The sequence below is a fragment of the Pseudomonas helleri genome, from assembly GCF_009600315.1.
Lineage (GTDB): Bacteria > Pseudomonadota > Gammaproteobacteria > Pseudomonadales > Pseudomonadaceae > Aquipseudomonas > Aquipseudomonas helleri_A.
In genome coordinates, this window is record NZ_WIWC01000007.1 from 140,407 (window position 1) to 156,660 (window position 16,254).

Here is a 16,254-nt window from a genome sequence, read left to right on the forward strand (position 1 = left end):
CAAGCCCTGCAAATGGAGCAAGTGGCGACCGCCATTAACGAAGTCACCTACGCCGTGCAGGAAGTGGCTAAAAATGCCGAACACGCGGCCAGTGAAATGAGCGGCGCGCGGGGACAGGCACAGCTGGGGCAACAGAACATCGACAGCAGCCTGCAACAGATTGGCCAACTGTCAGACACCATCAATGAAGCGGTTGAAGTCATTCGCACCCTCGCCACACAGAGTGACGAGATCGGCAGCGTGCTTGAAGTGATCCGTTCCATCGCTGAGCAAACCAACTTGTTGGCTCTCAATGCCGCCATTGAAGCGGCACGCGCAGGCGAGCAAGGCCGGGGATTTGCAGTGGTGGCGGATGAAGTGCGCTTACTGGCGCAACGCACGCAAAAATCCACCGCCCAGATACAGACCATGATCGAAGGACTGCAGGCCCACTCCGAAGCGGCGGTCACGGTAATCGGCAGCAGCCGACGGGCCTCGCAGTTGACTATTGAGCAAGCGACTGAGGCGGGGCAAAGTCTGATCAGCATTGGTCAGGCGTTGAACACCCTCAATACACTCAACACCACCATTGCCAGCGCCACCCTGCAACAGGCTCACGCAGTGGAAGACATCAACCAGAATGTCACCAAGGCCGCCGGCCTGTCGCACAGCACCGCCCAGGCAGCGGAAAAATCGAGCGAGGCCAGCGTGCATTTGAAGACGCTGAGCGCTCAACTCAACAGCTTGCTGCGTCAATTCAAACTGTAAACAACCCTCATGCCGGGCCTGAAAAGGCCCGTGTCATGTCAGCTCGGCTCTCCTGCTCGCTGCAAGCGATACATCGTCCAGCCATACGCAGCTAGCGCCACGCCAGCCAGACCGCCACCTACCAGACCGATCCAGGCAAAACCAAAATGGCTGCCCACCGCGCTGCCCAACAGCGCCCCGCCACCAATACCAATGTTGTAAATGCCGGAGAACATGGCCATTGCTACATCGGTCGCGTCGGGTGCCAGACTCAACACTTTGGATTGCAGCGCCAAGCCGAAAGCCATGATTGCCATGCCCCAAATAACACTCAGAACCCCCAGAGACTCGACCCACCCGCTGGCCGGCAACAGCAGCAACAGGCACAGAGCCAGCAACCCTACGGCGGTGAGTAAAAAACCCTGCGGGCTGTACTTGTGGAACCAGCTGAAGCACAGCGAGCCGATAATGCCTGCACCGCCAAACAGCAGCAGGATCAATGTCACCGTACTGCCGCTCATACCCGCCACGCCTTGTACGAACGGCTCGATGTAACTGTAAGCCGTGAACTGCGCCGTGATAATCACCGCTGTCAGCACGTACACCGCCACCAGCGCGGGCCGCTTGAATAACACTGGCAGGCTTCTGAGTGAGCCAGAATTTTGGCTAGGCAATAAGGGCAGCGTGCGGGCCAGCCAGAACACCAGCACAGCCGCCAGACCGGCAATCACCAGAAAAGTGGTGCGCCACCCCATCGCCTCACCCAGCAAACGACCCAGCGGCACACCCAACACCATTGCCAGCGATGTGCCGGTGGCCAGCAAACCCAATGCCTGTACCTGCTTGCCTTCCGGGGCCAGACGCACCGCGAGCGAAGCGGTTATTGACCAAAACAGCGCATGGGACAACGCGACCCCGATGCGACTGACCAATAAAAGCCCAAAACTGTTCGCCAGGCTCGACACCACATGACTGGCGATAAAGAGTCCGAACAGAACCAGCAGCAGCTTGCGTCGCTCGACATTACGGGTGACCAACATGATGGGTAGTGAGGCCAGGGACACCACCCAAGCATAAATAGTCAGCATGAGCCCGACATTGGCGGTACTCATGTCAAAACTGGCGCCAATCGCGCTCAGCAGCCCAACAGGCACAAACTCAGTGGTGTTGAATACAAAAGCGGCCAGCGCCAGTGCGATGACCGGCTGCCAATTGGCCTTGGGTGTAGAAATGGAGTCACTCATTTAAGGGGTGCACTGCTCGCTATCGATGATCTGACAGGCCCATGACTCGATTTCTCCAGCCAGAACCACATGTGACGGCATTCTATAGAGAACTCTGAAACCTGTTGGTGAACATCTGTACAACGTTCGAGGCATTTTGCCGCACCCCCAATCACGGCACTGTTGACGCTCGTCATAACAGCGCCGCAGGCAAGCCTGCATTCGAAACGTTGCGTTTTGACGACACGCTTTTCACGCCACGTTCACATCAATGGGTCTAAGTTGAGCTCACTCCTTTAGTGAATCCCATTTGGCCTGCCCCCCGCAGGCCTTTTTTTTGCTCGCCACTGTCGTTAATCACTTAAAGGGACAGGTGCTTTGGCTGGTTTTACAGGTTTAGTGGCCTTGCTGGCAGGTGTTTTGGTCTCAGGTGTCACAACGTCAACTTTCGCCTGCGCTTCTTTCTCGGCCATTGGCATCGCATCAACGACCTTGAACAGCTCCTTGAGGTCGACATCCCCCTCTTGCTCTACCTTCTTTTCGCCGTCTTTACCGATCAAAATGACTTTGGCCTTGTCTCTGATCATCCCGGGCTTGAGCCCGCGAAGAAGCGACATGGTGCTTTGAGGTTCAAGGCCTTTATCGTCACGTTTGCCATCAATATTGACAATCGTATAGAGCACCATGTCGCGCTCGGTAAACGCTTGCTTTGTAGCCGGGTCTGCCAGCTCTTTGGTAATTGCCTGCAAGGTGGGATCGGCCGTTGAACGGGCAAAAATCACCAAGGGCCGGAATTTTCCTCGGTCTTGCTCCAGAGGGCTTGCTACTTCAACGGCTTGCACTGCGCCAGACACAAGCAAGCTCGCTAGGATCCACAAACGGATAAACATCCTGACCTCCATTGAGTATCGGGCGGGCTTCATGGGTGGTAGTACCGACAACCGCTCGAACACCTGATACTGCCGAGCTATCAAGAGCTTAGGCCAAGTGATTGAACACGCAACCGGTTCCCGGACTTTGCCTTTCATGTAGACGCTTTGCAACCGCAGACGAACGCTGCATGAAGGTGGTGATTATTTTTTAGCCCGGTAATGCCGGACCACCGCAATCACGGCCATTAACCCGACAACCCCTACCGCAATGGGCAGGCGGTAGGCTTTAAGGTCACCTAAAATCCGCTCCAGAAACTCCCCGGCGCCATAGCCAACACTGGCAAACAATGTGGCCCACACCAACGCCCCCAACAGATTGATGCAGGTGAATTTGACCGGCGACACCCTGCTTGCACCAATCACTAACGGCCCGACCAGACGCATGCCATACAGAAACCGCACTGAGAAAATCGACACGAGCGGATATGTGTTGATCAACTGCGTGACCTTGTCGATCATCGCTTGCTGCTTATGCAGGCGCGGCAACAAGCGAGCACCAAAATAGCGACCGATCCAGAACAGCAATTGATCGCCCAGCATCCCGGCCAGGCTGGCATACCCAATCACCGGCAATAACTTGAGTACATGCTGGTGGGCGGCCATGCCTCCCAATATCAAGATGGTTTCGCCTTCGAGCAGGCAGCCTACAAAAATCGCCAGATACCCATACGTTGCCAACAAATAACTGAAATCAATGTGCTCAAACATGCGCGCGCTTTAACTCCCAGGCTGATGATCAGTGCCGGTGACGATGATGAATATCAGGAAAGTGTGGGTGGTTATGCCTGATCGCCTGATGCACATGAGGGTGAGTGTGAGACTCATTGGCCCCCACCTCCTGCCCGTGCTCATGCTGGTGGTGCTCATCATGGCTATGCCGATGAGTGTGTGCGTGTTCTATGTGCTGATGGCTATGATCATGACGCTCGGTAAGGTGCAACCACACCCCCGCCACCATGAACGCAGCGGCCAGCCAGAACAGCCATGACACCGACTCGCCCAGCAGCACAATCGACACGGCAGCCCCCAGAAAGGGCGCTGTCGAAAAATAAGCGCCAGTGCGGGCGGCGCCCAGGCCTCGCAACGCCAGCACAAACAGAACCAGACTGACCCCGTAACCTAGAAAACCAATCAACAACGTCGGGCTTAACACGCCAAGGACTGGCACCTGCGCGCCCAGAGTCAGTGCAATTGCACAGTTCACCAACCCGGCGAACAAACCCTTGGCCCCGGCGATATACAGCGCATCCGACGCCGATACTTTTCTCGTCAGGTTGTTGTCTACCGCCCAACAAAAGCACGCCAAGGCAACGGCCACCGGCCCAAACCATGAATGCCCCCCCGATGCTGCGGGCCCGGTTGGCCAGGACAGGACAATACCACCGACAATAATGGCGAGCATGCCTGCCACCACCCTACGGTCGGCATTTTCCTTGAACACCACCCAGGCCAGGAGTGCCGTCAGCACGGGCTCAAGATTCAGCATCAACGAGGCCGTGGCACCGCTGGTGCGGGTCAAACCAAACATCAGCGCGACAGGCCCCAGAATGCCACCGAACAGAATGGCGCCCACTAGCCAGGGCCACTCACGGGCAGTAAGTCCCGACCTTGACCAGCCACGGTCCCGTAAAACACGCACCCCTAAAAGGCCCAGCCCACTGCCCAGGTACAACAGACCCGCCAACATGACGGGTTGAATCTGCGTCCCCAACACTTTGGCCAGCGGCGTGCTGGCCCCAAACAGCGCAGCCGCTGCCAAGGCGTACATCACACTTGTATTCATCTCGGCCACTTTTGTTCAGACGTGCAAGCAGACTAGCCTAACAATCGAAGGGCGAACTATCCGACGGCAAACAATGCCGTGTTCGATTTTTTAAACGTGCCTACACGCTCGTATTCAAGGCCGAATACAACCCCTGTTACATAGCCCTATGATTTTTCGACGGTTTTCAGCCTGCTTCGCACAAAAAAAACTCCGATTAACGCGTTCAATAACTTGCCTCCTTGGCGCGGGGTCTATATATTCGTCCACCTGTCACGCAGGCTCTTGAGTACTTTGTCTTTTAAAGCACCTTCCTTCCTGACCCGCTTTACAGCGCTACCGCCCGAATGGCGAAATTGGTAGACGCATGGGACTTAAAATCCCCCGTTCGAAAGGACGTGCCGGTTCGATTCCGGCTTCGGGCACCAAACAAATCAAGGGCTTGTATGAGATTCTTCATGCAGGCCTTTTGTTTTTTGGCTCGGCAAAACCTGCGCCGTTGAGCTGCTCTGCTTTTGCGCCCCCAGGCTTCATCGCGGCCCTGATCTTGAATGCGGTGTGATCACTCACCGATTTTTTAAAGGGCCCAATCAACCGGTTGGATAACTGTTGGCCTATGACGCAACGTAGTCCACCTGATACCTGGCAATCCGTGAGTCACCCAGCTCCCGGCGTACCCGCAGGTGCTCAGGATGAGTGGCGTAGGCGGCCAATGCCTCGTGTGAGTCGAACTCACTGTAGAGCACCACATCACAGGCATAGTCGATCCGACTGACATCCACCCCGACCTCGATTTTCAGCAAGCCCGGTATCAGTCCTGCAAGCCCCTCAAAGCGCTCCTTGAGCAACAGGCAAGCCTGTCGATTTCTTTCCAGCGTGTCCCCGGCAAGGTTCCACATCACAATATGTTTGATCATTGCAGTCTCCCTGCGGTGTCATCCAGGCCTGGCATATCAACCCTTGTTTTTCTGGTAAACGTCCACAAACACCGCTGCAAGCAATACAGCGCCCTTAATCATTTGCTGGTAATCGATGCCGATGCCCATGATCGACATTCCGTTGTTCAGCACACCCATGATGAACGCGCCGATCACCACGCCCACCACCTTGCCCACACCGCCGGAGGCCGAGGCGCCGCCGATGAACACGGCAGCGATCACATCCAGCTCAAAGCCAGTGCCGCCGCGCGGGGTCGCACTGTTGAGACGGGAGACGAATATCAGCCCGGCCACGGCAGCCAGAACCCCCATGTTGACGAAGGCAAAGAATGTTACCCGCGAGGTATTGATGCCGGAGAGTTTGGCGGCCTTGAGGTTGCCGCCGACCGCATAGATCCAACGGCCGATAACCGTGCGATTCATGATGAAGGTGTACACCGCGATCAGCACACTCATGATCACCAGTACCGTGGGGATGCCGCGGTAGGTCGAGAGCAGGTAGCAGAAGTACACGAGAAGCCCTGCCACTACACCGTTCTTCAGCGCAAACATGGCCATGGGCGATACGCTGCCGCCGCTTTTTTGAATGCGCGCACGGCTTCGGTACTCGATTACCCAGAAGATCACGGCTACGGCAATACCCAGCAGTAACGAGGTAAGGCGCAGCTGTTCATGGGCAAAAAAGTCAGGAATAAACCCCGAGCTGATCGCCGAAAATGCGGGAGGAAAAGGCCCTATTGACTGCCCCTGAGAAATGGCAATCGTGGCGCCCCGAAAGATCAGCATGCCTGCCAAGGTCACGATGAAGGATGGCATGCCCCAGACTGCGACCCAGTAACCTTGCGCCGCACCAATCAGGGCGCCAGTCAGCAGACAAATCAGGGTGACCGTGAAGAAATCCAGGCGATATTCGACCATCAGCACAGCGGCGATTGAACCTATCACACCCACCACCGAGCCGACCGACAGGTCGATATGCCCACACACAATGACCATCAACATGCCCAATGCCATGACTACGATGTAGCTGTTTTGCAGCAGCAGGTTGGTCAGGTTGAGCGGCTGCATCAGCGCCCCGCCAGTGGCGACCTGAAAGAACAGCATGATCACGATCAGGGACAACAGCAGACCGTATTCACGGGCGCCGCGCTTGAACGAGGCCAGAACATTGGGTTTGGATGAGAGAGGCATACTGACTTCGCTCATTGGATCACCTCATTTTTCATGATTGCGTGCATGATTTTTTCCTGGGATGCTTCGGCGATCGGAAACTCGCCAACGAAGCGGCCTTCGTTCATCACATAGATACGGTCGCAGGTGCCGAGCAATTCAGGCATTTCCGAGGAAATCATCACCACGCCCCGCCCTTCGCTGACCACCTGATTGATCACCCCGTAGATCTCGTATTTGGCGCCGACGTCGATACCCCGGGTTGGCTCATCCAGGATCAAGACCTTGGGGTCGCAAAACAGCCATTTGCTCAGTACGACTTTCTGCTGGTTGCCGCCGGACAGCTTTTCCACTGACTGGGTCACATCCGCACTGCGAATACGCAGACGTGCGCGGTAGTCGACGGCAACCGCCAACTCCGCCAGCTCGTTCATCACCCAGCGCCTGGACACTGCGGCCAGGTTGGCCATCGAGGTGTTGCGCGTGATGCTCTCTCCCAGCACCAGCCCGGCACCTTTGCGGTCTTCGGTGGCATAAGCGAGGCCTTGATCGATGGCCTTGCGAACGCTGCTCAAATCCACCAAACGCCCTTCCAGTTGAGCCTTGCCACGGATGTTCACGCCGTAAGAGCGACCAAACACGCTCATTGCAAACTCGGTACGACCGGCCCCCATCAAGCCAGCGATACCCACGACTTCACCACGGCGCACATGGAAATTAATGTGACGAATGCGGTCGCGATCAGGACGCGCCGGGTCGCCCACTGACCAGTCCTGAACCTCGAACAGAATCTCGCCAATATCAGCCACCCGCGTGGGGTAACGATCCGACAATTCGCGACCGACCATGGAACGCACGACCCTGCCCTCATCGATGCCTGCGCCTCGGCAGTCGATGACATCGACCGTTGTGCCGTCACGAATGACGGTTATTTCATCGGCGACCCGACCAATTTCGTTGAGCTTATGGGAGATGATGATCGAGGTAATGCCACGGCTCTTGAGTTCCAGCATCAGCGTCAGCAACGTATCGCTGTCCTTTTCATTCAGGCTCGCCGTCGGCTCATCAAGAATCAGCAAGCGCACATCCTTGGCCAACGCCTTGGCGATCTCCACCAATTGCTGCTGGCCGATGCCCAGATTGCCCACCCGCGTTTGCGGCGCAACATCGAGGCCGACCCGAGCCAGCAAATCAGCCGCTCGCTGGTGTGCCTGATACCAGTCGATCACCCCAAAACGGGAGATCTCGTTACCCAGAAACAGGTTTTCGGTAATCGACAGCATCGGGACCAGCGCCAGCTCCTGATGAATAATGCAGATCCCCAGTGCCTCACTGTCGCGCAACCCCTGGAAGGTTCGGGCCGAACCGTCGAAGTCAATTTCACCTTCAAAACTGCCATGGGGATAAACGCCGCTGAGGATTTTCATCAAGGTGGATTTACCCGCCCCGTTCTCCCCGCAGATCGCGTGAATGTCCCCGTCACCCACTTTCAGGCTCACTCCGCTCAAGGCTTTGACCGGGCCGAAGCACTTGCGGATGTTGCGCATGTCGAGAATCGTCCTGCTCATTTTTTCTCTCCTGCCCGGCGGGTGCCAACATTCACCGCCGACGGCGCAAGCCACTAGTGCAATTGTTCAAGGGTGTAAAAGCGCGTGTCATCCACCAGCACTTTTTGCCAATTTTTGCTATCCACCAGTTGTGGGGTCAGCAATTGGGTCGGCACGATCATCGAACCGTTGTCATAGGATGTGGTGTCATTGACCGTCACTGTTTTGCCGCTCAGTTCGGCATCAATCATCTGTGCCGCTGCTTCGGCCAACGCGCGGGTGTCCTTGAAAATCGTCGAGGTCTGGGCGCCGTGAATAATCGATTTGATGCTGGAGATCTCCGCATCCTGGCCGGTGACAATCGGCATGGCCGATCTCCCGTTGCCGTAGCCCACGCCGCGCAGAGAGGACACCACGCCATTGGCGATCTGGTCGTTCATGGCCAGCACCGCATCCAAGTGGGCACTGCTGTAAAACGCGCTCAGCAAGTTGTCCATGCGTGCTTGAGCAAGGCCACCGTCCCAGTTGAGGGTGGCGACTTTGTCCATGGCTTGCTGACCACTGCGCACTACCAGTTTGCCGCTGTCGATGTACGGCTTGATTTGCGACATCACGCCCGAATACACCACGTGAGCGTTATTGTCGTCGGTTGAGCCGGCAAATATCTCAAGGTTGAACGGGCCTTTGCCCTGCTTCAGTTGCAGTGCGTCAACGATCGACTCACCTTGCAAAACCCCGGTGCGGTAGTTGTCGAACGTGACGTAGTAATCGAAGTCTTTGGAATTGCGAATCAAGCGGTCGTAGGAGATCACCTTGATCCCCTTCTCCCGGGCTTGTTTGAGCACATCGGCCATCGTGGTGCCGTCGATGGGCGCGATGATCAGGCCCTTGACGCCCTTGACCATCATGTTTTCGATTTGCGAAAGCTGGGTCGGGGCTTCGTACTGCGCATATTGCAGATCCGTGTCATAACCCAGTTTTTTCAACGCATCGACGATATTGCTGCCATCGGAAACCCAACGAGCCTCGGCTTTGGAGGGCATGGCGATACCGATGGTGCCCTTTTCACTGCTCTCGTTCTTGGAGCAGGCACCAATGGCCAACCCCATTACGACGGCTGCGGCAAACTTGATAATGGTGTGCATAACGCCCTCTCTGTTTTTGTTGTTGTCTTTTTCAGGGACGCAGCGTCCCTCCCGACTCAAAAATGAGCCGGTCAGGGCACTTCACGTACCGGTACTGCAGGTATTTATGACGCTAGAAGAACTTCCTGGCCGTTCGCATCGGCGGACTCGAACAGAGCTTCAAGAATGACGTTGATGTCATGCGCTTGCGTGGCGGGCACGGTCGAAGCGCTACCGGTGCGCAGCGAATGGGTAAACGCTGCCGCTTCACGGTCGAAATACACCGGGTTGCCGATCTCGGCAATTTCCGGGGAATACACCGTTTTGCGCACCGCCCAGATTTCCGGAAAGCTGTTCTCGTTCCAGTGAGTCCAACCTTGCTGGTGGCCATTTTTGCCGTCGTGATAAAGCTTGTACGAGGCTGGCATCGGCGTGGAATGCATCACCCCATGAGTGCCGTAGGCCGTGATGTCCCAGCTCTCGGTCCACGGCATGGGGTCCCAGGACATGAAATCAATGGTGATCAGCTTGTCGTCGTAATTGAGCACCGCCCCCACCGCATCCTCGCGGGCCGTTTCGCTCATCTGCCCGGCGAACTTGCTGATCCGGGCATTGACCGAACGCGGTTTGCCGAAGTGCAGGAGGATCCGGTCGATGGTATGGCAACCAATTACATAGAAGGCTCCGCCACGATCACCGGGCTGCTTCATGTGGTTGGTGTCGGCTTCATCGTGGGAGCAACCGGCGTGGGCGCGCACTTGCAGTACTTTGCCGATTTCACCGCTTTGCAGGACCTGTTGCATCTTTTCTACCGACGGCGCGTAACGCCAGCAGTAGCCAACCTGAAACAAGCCACCGGTGCGCTCGACCGCGTCAACGATACGTTGGGTGTCTTGCGTGCCCCGGCCCGCGGGCTTTTCACACAGCACCGCTTTGCCGGCTTCCAGCGCTGCAATCGTCCACTCGGCCATCAGGTAGCTTTTGGGGTGTACCAGCACCACGTGTACCTTGGGGTCCGCCAGGATTTCTTCCATGCTGCGGGCTTGCAGGCCCAGTGCATCGCAGAACGGTGTGAGCAGCGGACTGTCGTCATAGGCGCCCAGAAACTGCACATCGTTCATGCGCTTGAACGCTTTAACCCGGCCCGACGTGTGCGGGTGAGTGATGCCAAGGCAAGCGACGCCAATGGTGGTTCCACTCTCAAGTGGGTAGGACATAACGGTTCTCCTGGTGTTCTGGTCCAAACATCCGAATCAACGACCTAGCATCAGAGGCTGACCGCACGCCCGGTCTTGACTGACTCCACGGCTGCATCAGCCAATTGCAGTGCCTTGAGCCCGTCCTGTACGGTGATTGGCATCGGCTTTTTATGAACCAGTGCGTCGATATAAGCATCCAGCTCGGACTTGTAAGCTTGCTGGTAGCGTTCCAGGAAGAAGTTCAGCAAAGGCTCGCGCGCATCGGTCACTTCCTGGCTCCAGCGACGAATCGTGGTCGGACGCAAGTTGTCCATCTGCAACATGCCGGTAGAACCAAACACTTCGATGCGCTGGTCGTAGCCGTAAACCGCCTGACGGCAGTTGTTGATGTGGCACTGCTTGCCGGAGGCCGTTTGCATCTGCACCATCGCGGTGTCGTAGTCGTCGTATTTCTCCATCAGCGCCGGGTCAATCAGGCGGCTGCCGATGGCCGTCAGTTCGACCGGTTCTTCGCCCAACAGCCAACGGCCGATGTCCAAGTCGTGAATGGTCATGTCGCGGAAAATGCCGCCTGAGTGTTCGATGTAATCTTCTGGGGCCAAGCCAGGGTCGCGACTGGTGATAATCACCTGACGCACGTCGCCGATTTCACCCGCTTCAATCGCGGCGCGCATTTGCGCAAAAGTGCTTTCAAAGCGGCGATTGAACGCCAGCATCACGCGACCGTTCAGGCGTTCAACCTCTTCCACTGCCGCCAGACTCTTAGCCATGTCCAGGTCAATCGGCTTCTCGCACAACACGGCTTTGCCCTGACGCACTGCACGCAGCATGAGGTTGATGTGGGTGTGGGTCGGGGTGCCAATCACAATGGCGTCGACATCCGCACGATCAATCGCGGCTTCGCAATCGGTCATGGCCTCTGCCCCCAGCTCGTCAGCCAGTCTGGCGGCTGCATCGGCAAAGGGGTCGGCCACCACGACCAGTGTGGCGAACTTGCTGGCGGCCACATTGGCCGCGTGAATTTTGCCGATGCGACCGGCGCCAAGCACTGCGATACCTACCATGTTTATCTCTCCTGAAAGGACTATTGTTCGTTGTTGTAGCCAAGAAGAACGTAAAGGTTTAATGCGCGCATCAAGCCGGAAATTTGATGTTCTCAAACTGTGCCAGCGTGGTGTCGAAGGCTCGTTTGGCCGCGACCTCCAGCGGTAACTTGCGCAGGTCGGCGCTGATCAGCTCCACACCCCATGGCCCGCGATAACCGGCATTGACGACTTGCTGGATGAACTCGGGCACATTCAGATCGCCCTCCCCGCACAACTTGCGGTGATGGGTCGAGTCGTTGAACAGCGACTCGACGATGGTGTGGCTGGCATCATCCAACTCAATGGACTTGATCAGCTGCAGCGGAATTTTCGCGATCTCGTCGAAACTCATGCCACCACGCGCTACGTGCCAGGTGTCCACCAACAGGCCGCCGTTGGGGCGCACGCCGTCAGTCACAGCAATGGCGCGGTCAATGGTGTTAACACTGGAAAACGGCAGGAACTCAATCACCACATTGACGCCATAAGGCTGGGCGCGGTCGCACAGCGTGGCGAATGCCTCTCGCATGCGCGGCACATCAGGTGGACCGTCTTCAAACAAACCGCCCGCCACTTTCAGGCTGGAAGCGCCCAACTCGCCGGCGATCTCCAACAGGTCGTCGCGCAATTTATCCGAGGCCACACGTAACGGGCCGTCCAGGTGCCAGTCGGTCAGAAACTCAACTTCCAAGTGCTTGATGCCGTTGTCCCGAAAGATATTTCTAACCGTGCAAACCCTAGCTTGGCGATGCTGTGCTCAAGGTCCGCATGTAGCAAACCCATTCCGCGCCAACCGGCACGGGCCGCTGCTTCGGCCCGCGACTGCAACGAAAAGGAGCTGATCTCGCAGGGGGCGCCCGGGTAGGTGTCACCCGCAAGTGTCCAATAAGCAGCCAGCAGTTCAACAGATTTGTCGGGCATGACGATCACTTTTGTGTGTGTTGAAAACGAGGGTTCGAGGGATCAGGCCGGGGTCAGGACAAAGTCCCAGTTAACGGCCAAAAACGGTACCTGCAGGTCATAACGGCGGGCTGTCGACACGTCTGTTTGGTGGACGAACTGGGCAATCAGTTCTTTCTTCACGCCAAACACCGTGTCTTCATGCAAGTACGGGCAGTCGGGGGTAAAAATGTGGGTGATGACCTGTTCGAAGCCCGGTGCCGTGACGATAAAGTGCATGTGCGCTGCACGGTGGGGATGACGCCCCAGATCACCCAGCAGATTACCGACCGTGCCATCAGACGGAATCGGGTAATGACGGGGTTTTACCGTGCGAAAGGCGTAGTAACCCTCAGCATCGGAGGTAAATAGGCCGCGCAGGTTGTAGTCCGGCTGCACGCCTTTTTGCTGCACGTCATAGAAGCCATCGTCGTTGGTCTGCCAGACATCCAGGGTCGCGCCGGCGATCGGATGCCCATTGGTGTCGAGCACCCGCCCGCTGACCAACGTTGGCTCCCCTTTGCCATCCAGGCAGATACTGGCGCCATGCTCATAACGTGGCGCATCGGCCACGTAGAACGGCCCCAAAATGGTGTTCGGGGTTGCGCCCTTGGGACGTCGATGATTGATCGCATCCACCAGCATGGTCACCCCCAGCACATCCGACAGCAGGATGTATTCCTGACGCCAGTCCGAGCACATTTGACCGGTACGGGTCAGAAAATCGATGCCCTGTAGCCACTCATCGTGAGTGGGTTCGATTTCCTTGATCGCGGCGTGCAAATGCCGGGTCAGCACCTCCATCACCTCACGCAGTCGCGGGTTCGCCTGTTCACTGATACGGGCATTGACGATTTCGGCAGAGCGTTCTTCTTCGAAGAGCCCGCCAACCGGGATCTCGGTATCCGAGTACGCAGTCATGGCGTGATGTCCTTGAATATTATTATTAAAGTCAGTTGCAGGTGATGGCAGTCAGATCAGTAAGCGTTGACGCTGGCCGCTTTCCACCTGGGCCCGCTGAGACGTTGCTGCATATGCTGCTCAATTTGTTCCAGCGTCATGCCTTTGGTCTCTGGCAACCAGAGCGTGCAGAAGATGATCGAGCCGATATTGATCACTGCAAAGAGGAGGAACGTCATGCCCCCCATTTCGCTCAGCAACACCGGAAAAAGGAAGGCGACGATGGCGTTGAACACCCAGAACACACCCACCGCAATACCGTTCATCAAGCCGCGGACGTGGTTGGGAAACAGCTCTGACATCAGCAGCCAGTAGACCGGGCCGATGCACATCTGCATAAAGAACAGGAACACCAGCACACCCGACAAGGCCATGTAGCTCTGCAACAACGAGTGCGGCATGAAGTTGATCACCACCCCCAGGAACACCTGCGCCAGCACCACGACCGTCAAGCCCATCAGCAACATTGAGCGACGTCCCATACGGTTGATCAACCACATGCCTAGCAAGGCGGCAATCACCGAAACCACACCGTTGCCGATGGTGGCAATAAGAGCGGCGTGAGTGCCCATGCCGGTTTCCTTGAGAATCATCGGCGTGAAGTACACAAAGGCATTAACCCCGGTGAATTGCAGGACAAACCCCAACGCGATACCGATGCCCAGCAGTTTGAGCAGCCAGGGTTCCTTCAACGCGCGGAGTCCACCGCCATGGCGTTGCTCCCGTGCGCATTGCTCGACAATTTCTTTCAGCTCGTTGTTGACCTCGACCTGCGTATCACGGATGCCCTCAAGGATCACCCGGGCTTCATCAACCCGAGCTTTTGCGACCAGCCATCGGGGCGATGCCGGTACGTAGCGCATACCGACATACAGCAACAGCGCCGGGATCAACGAAATGGCCAGCATGAAACGCCACGTCAACGGGCTGTCGAACGCGTGCGCCAGACTCGCACTGGCGATATAGGCCAGACATTGCCCGGAAACGATCATGACTTCGCTCTGACACACCAGCCGCCCGCGATGACGTGGCGCCGCCAGCTCGGCGATCAATACCGGAACTGTCGATGACGCACCGCCGACAGCGATGCCCAGGATGAAACGGGTGGCAACCATCGCCCACAAGGTCGGTGCCAGGGCAGTGCCCAATGCCCCCAGCGCAAACAATACCGCCAGCGCCTTCAACACCCCCAAGCGGCCGTAGCGGTCAGACAAATGGCCGGCGAACAAGGCGCCAAAGGCCCCACCAAAAATCAGCGCCGAGGCCACGAGGCCTTCGGATACAGGATTCAATCCCAAGCCACCCTGACTGACATCGAGTGCCATGAACGGCAGCGCTCCGGAGATGACTCCCGTGTCATAACCGAACGCCAGCGAGCCCATGGTCGTGATGGCCGCAATACGCCACAGTATTTTCGACGACGCACGCGCCGCGGTTGGGTGATTCGACATGAGGTCAACCTTTATTAAATTTATGTGTTCGCTCAGTGGAAGTGAGACTACTGCGATTGAATCGGAAAACAAATCCTCGATTGGCAAATGTGTTTTCCGCCTGTTGGAAAACTGAAGATCCGGGTTACAGATGGGCACTGTCGAACGCAGTGCCCTTAAAGTCGCAAGGCGTTAACGCCGTTCATGTGTAAACAACGGTGGGAACAACGCGCAAATAAATGCGTTAACGCGTCCAGTAACGCTCGTGTTCATGAGTGTTGAAGTCTGCCAATAAAAACTCGATAAAAACACGCAACTTGGCGGGCATAAAACGACGGCTCTGAAAGGCCATGTTGATGGTCAGCCGCGGTAAATCCCAATCGTCCAATACCGGGATCAATCGCCCCGCCACCAAATCGGCATTGATGATGTACTTGGGCTGCACCAGAATCCCCCCACCCGCCAGTGCGGCGGCCCGCACAATCTGCCCATCGTTGGTTTCCAGAATGGGCTCCGCCTTGAAGGCTACTTCCTCTTTGTCTTTGGTGAAGCGCATGACCCTGGGCTGGTTGGCATGGCTGTAAATCAGCAAGTCATGGCGGGCCAGATCCTCAATGCTCCGGGGCGTGCCCATGCGTTGCAAATAGCCGGGGGACGCTGCAAGTACGCGGCGAGTCTCAGCCAGACGGCGAATGGTGATGTTGGAATCGGGCTCAAACTCTTTGGTTCGAATCGCCAGATCGATGTCGCTATCAATAATGTCGAAATAGCGGTTCTCGCCCAGCACTTTAAGGGTGATGTGCGGGTACATTTTGCGGAAAGCCGGAATCAGCGGCGCTATGTGCAGCATGCAAAACGAAATCGATGCCGTAATGGTCAGCGTGCCCACTGGCTGCACTAGCGACTCACTAAGCGAAGCTTCGGCTTCCTTGAGTTCGCCCAATAAACTTTTGCAACTGGCATAAAACTGATGCCCCAGGTTGGTCAGGGCCAGGCGTCGAGTATTACGGTCAATCAAACGCACATTGAGCCGTTGCTCCAGCGCAACCAAATGTCGACTGGCGGCGGCATTGGATAACCCCAGAAGTTCGGCTGCTTTGGTCAATGTCCCCACTTCGGCGGTTAATACAAAAAGTTCCAGTTCGGTCAGTCGATCCAAGGCGTACTCCCTTTTTGTTATTTCATATATGAAATAAAGAATTCCATATACGGCCTTTTC

General features: G+C 56.6%; 15 protein-coding genes and 1 tRNA gene. 2 read left to right on the forward strand and 14 right to left on the reverse strand.

The genetic code is table 11. From position 1 onward, the window contains the following. The first annotated feature begins 12 nt into the window (after positions 1–12). Positions 13–747 (forward strand): methyl-accepting chemotaxis protein, encoded by a 735-nt coding sequence (locus tag GHN86_RS24020; protein WP_397462824.1) that lies wholly within the window; start codon positions 13–15, stop codon positions 745–747. A gap of 38 nt (positions 748–785) precedes the next feature. Here the strand turns inward: GHN86_RS24020 and GHN86_RS06795 are convergent, their stop codons facing one another. The 4 genes from GHN86_RS06795 to GHN86_RS06810 form a co-directional block, all read right to left on the reverse strand. Beyond that, on the reverse strand, positions 786–1,970 hold the full coding sequence (locus GHN86_RS06795) for a sugar transporter (protein WP_153378293.1): 1,185 nt from the start codon (positions 1,968–1,970) through the stop codon (positions 786–788). Between the two features lie 332 nt (positions 1,971–2,302). Continuing rightward, a complete protein-coding gene (locus GHN86_RS06800; RefSeq protein WP_153378319.1) occupies positions 2,303–2,839 on the reverse strand; it encodes a DUF4174 domain-containing protein in 537 nt (178 codons plus the stop codon). A 183-nt stretch (positions 2,840–3,022) separates the two neighbouring features. After that, positions 3,023–3,589 carry a DedA family protein gene (locus GHN86_RS06805; protein ID WP_153378294.1) on the reverse strand — a complete coding sequence of 189 codons (567 nt, stop codon included), beginning with the start codon at positions 3,587–3,589 and terminating at the stop codon, positions 3,023–3,025. A gap of 28 nt (positions 3,590–3,617) precedes the next feature. Then, a complete protein-coding gene (locus tag GHN86_RS06810) occupies positions 3,618–4,664 on the reverse strand; it encodes a DMT family transporter (RefSeq protein WP_153378295.1) in 1,047 nt (348 codons plus the stop codon). Positions 4,665–4,984: 320 nt separating this feature from the next. Here GHN86_RS06810 and GHN86_RS06815 point away from each other — a divergent pair. Continuing rightward, positions 4,985–5,071: transfer RNA gene (locus GHN86_RS06815), tRNA-Leu, on the forward strand. Between the two features lie 186 nt (positions 5,072–5,257). Here GHN86_RS06815 and GHN86_RS06820 read toward each other — a convergent pair. From GHN86_RS06820 to GHN86_RS06865, 10 genes are all read right to left on the reverse strand, one after another. Beyond that, positions 5,258–5,560 (reverse strand): Dabb family protein, encoded by a 303-nt coding sequence (locus tag GHN86_RS06820; protein ID WP_153378296.1) that lies wholly within the window; start codon positions 5,558–5,560, stop codon positions 5,258–5,260. 36 nt (positions 5,561–5,596) lie between these two features. Continuing rightward, positions 5,597–6,787, reverse strand: a complete 1,191-nt coding sequence (gene mmsB, locus GHN86_RS06825) for a multiple monosaccharide ABC transporter permease (protein ID WP_153378297.1) — start codon at positions 6,785–6,787, stop codon at positions 5,597–5,599. Then, positions 6,784–8,319, reverse strand: coding sequence for a multiple monosaccharide ABC transporter ATP-binding protein (gene mmsA, locus GHN86_RS06830; RefSeq protein ID WP_153378298.1), 1,536 nt, complete (start codon positions 8,317–8,319; stop codon positions 6,784–6,786). Before mmsA ends, mmsB begins: the two co-directional genes overlap by 4 nt. 53 nt (positions 8,320–8,372) lie before the next feature. Continuing rightward, positions 8,373–9,443: a multiple monosaccharide ABC transporter substrate-binding protein gene (gene chvE / locus GHN86_RS06835; protein ID WP_153386284.1), complete on the reverse strand. Its 1,071-nt coding sequence runs from the start codon at positions 9,441–9,443 to the stop codon at positions 8,373–8,375. A 104-nt stretch (positions 9,444–9,547) separates the two neighbouring features. Beyond that, positions 9,548–10,639 (reverse strand): Gfo/Idh/MocA family protein, encoded by a 1,092-nt coding sequence (locus GHN86_RS06840; protein WP_153386286.1) that lies wholly within the window; start codon positions 10,637–10,639, stop codon positions 9,548–9,550. A 50-nt stretch (positions 10,640–10,689) separates the two neighbouring features. Beyond that, on the reverse strand, positions 10,690–11,685 hold the full coding sequence (iolG, locus tag GHN86_RS06845) for an inositol 2-dehydrogenase (protein WP_153378301.1): 996 nt from the start codon (positions 11,683–11,685) through the stop codon (positions 10,690–10,692). A gap of 70 nt (positions 11,686–11,755) precedes the next feature. Further along, positions 11,756–12,397, reverse strand: coding sequence for a sugar phosphate isomerase/epimerase family protein (locus tag GHN86_RS06850; protein ID WP_228389599.1), 642 nt, complete (start codon positions 12,395–12,397; stop codon positions 11,756–11,758). 272 nt (positions 12,398–12,669) lie between these two features. Continuing rightward, entirely contained in the window at positions 12,670–13,566 is an 897-nt protein-coding gene (locus tag GHN86_RS06855; RefSeq protein ID WP_153378303.1) for an intradiol ring-cleavage dioxygenase, read from the reverse strand. 56 nt (positions 13,567–13,622) lie between these two features. Next, positions 13,623–15,056: a sugar porter family MFS transporter gene (locus GHN86_RS06860; RefSeq protein ID WP_153378304.1), complete on the reverse strand. Its 1,434-nt coding sequence runs from the start codon at positions 15,054–15,056 to the stop codon at positions 13,623–13,625. A gap of 223 nt (positions 15,057–15,279) precedes the next feature. Next, positions 15,280–16,194, reverse strand: a complete 915-nt coding sequence (locus GHN86_RS06865; protein ID WP_153378305.1) for a LysR family transcriptional regulator — start codon at positions 16,192–16,194, stop codon at positions 15,280–15,282. Between the last annotated feature and the right edge of the window lie 60 nt (positions 16,195–16,254).

Bases quoted from the DNA above. Each gene is read 5' to 3' on its own strand.
- GHN86_RS24020 (WP_397462824.1), top strand. From the start codon at position 13: ATGGAGCAAGTGGCGACCGCCATTAACGAAGTCACCTACGCCGTGCAG.
- GHN86_RS06795 (WP_153378293.1), bottom strand. From the start codon at position 1,970: ATGAGTGACTCCATTTCTACACCCAAGGCCAATTGGCAGCCGGTCATC.
- GHN86_RS06800 (WP_153378319.1), bottom strand. From the start codon at position 2,839: ATGTTTATCCGTTTGTGGATCCTAGCGAGCTTGCTTGTGTCTGGCGCA.
- GHN86_RS06805 (WP_153378294.1), bottom strand. From the start codon at position 3,589: ATGTTTGAGCACATTGATTTCAGTTATTTGTTGGCAACGTATGGGTAT.
- GHN86_RS06810 (WP_153378295.1), bottom strand. From the start codon at position 4,664: ATGAATACAAGTGTGATGTACGCCTTGGCAGCGGCTGCGCTGTTTGGG.
- GHN86_RS06820 (WP_153378296.1), bottom strand. From the start codon at position 5,560: ATGATCAAACATATTGTGATGTGGAACCTTGCCGGGGACACGCTGGAA.
- mmsB (WP_153378297.1), bottom strand. From the start codon at position 6,787: ATGAGCGAAGTCAGTATGCCTCTCTCATCCAAACCCAATGTTCTGGCC.
- mmsA (WP_153378298.1), bottom strand. From the start codon at position 8,319: ATGAGCAGGACGATTCTCGACATGCGCAACATCCGCAAGTGCTTCGGC.
- chvE (WP_153386284.1), bottom strand. From the start codon at position 9,443: ATGCACACCATTATCAAGTTTGCCGCAGCCGTCGTAATGGGGTTGGCC.
- GHN86_RS06840 (WP_153386286.1), bottom strand. From the start codon at position 10,639: ATGTCCTACCCACTTGAGAGTGGAACCACCATTGGCGTCGCTTGCCTT.
- iolG (WP_153378301.1), bottom strand. From the start codon at position 11,685: ATGGTAGGTATCGCAGTGCTTGGCGCCGGTCGCATCGGCAAAATTCAC.
- GHN86_RS06855 (WP_153378303.1), bottom strand. From the start codon at position 13,566: ATGACTGCGTACTCGGATACCGAGATCCCGGTTGGCGGGCTCTTCGAA.
- GHN86_RS06860 (WP_153378304.1), bottom strand. From the start codon at position 15,056: ATGTCGAATCACCCAACCGCGGCGCGTGCGTCGTCGAAAATACTGTGG.